The 319-nt window shown below is 66.5% G+C and carries 1 pseudogene; it reads left to right on the forward strand.

Going from position 1 to position 319, the window contains the following annotated elements:
* Window positions 1-319: pseudogene (locus ACFHWT_RS31540) on the forward strand (IS982 family transposase); the annotation flags it as partial.

Genomic DNA, 319 nt, shown 5'->3' on the forward strand with positions numbered 1-319 from the left:
ACCCCGACCGGGATGCCGATCCTGTGGGCCCTGGCCAACCCGAAGATCGGCGAGCGGGAGGCCCTCGCCGCGATGCTGCAGGTCGAGGCCGATGTCGTCGCCGAACACGACGGCATCCTGCTGATCAGCGACATGGGCTTCGCGTCCGGACCATTCGAGCGGGACCTCGCCGACCAGGGCATCACCCTGCTGCGCCCGTCACGCAAGAAGGAGAAGACCCGCCACGGCGAACCGATGCTCAAGAAGGTCCGCCAGCTCATCGAGTCGGTCAACGACACCCTCAAAGGCCAACTCGACCTGGAACAACACGGCGGACGGA

The organism is Micromonospora sp. LOL_021 (genome assembly GCF_048060215.1).
GTDB lineage: Bacteria > Actinomycetota > Actinomycetes > Mycobacteriales > Micromonosporaceae > Micromonospora_E.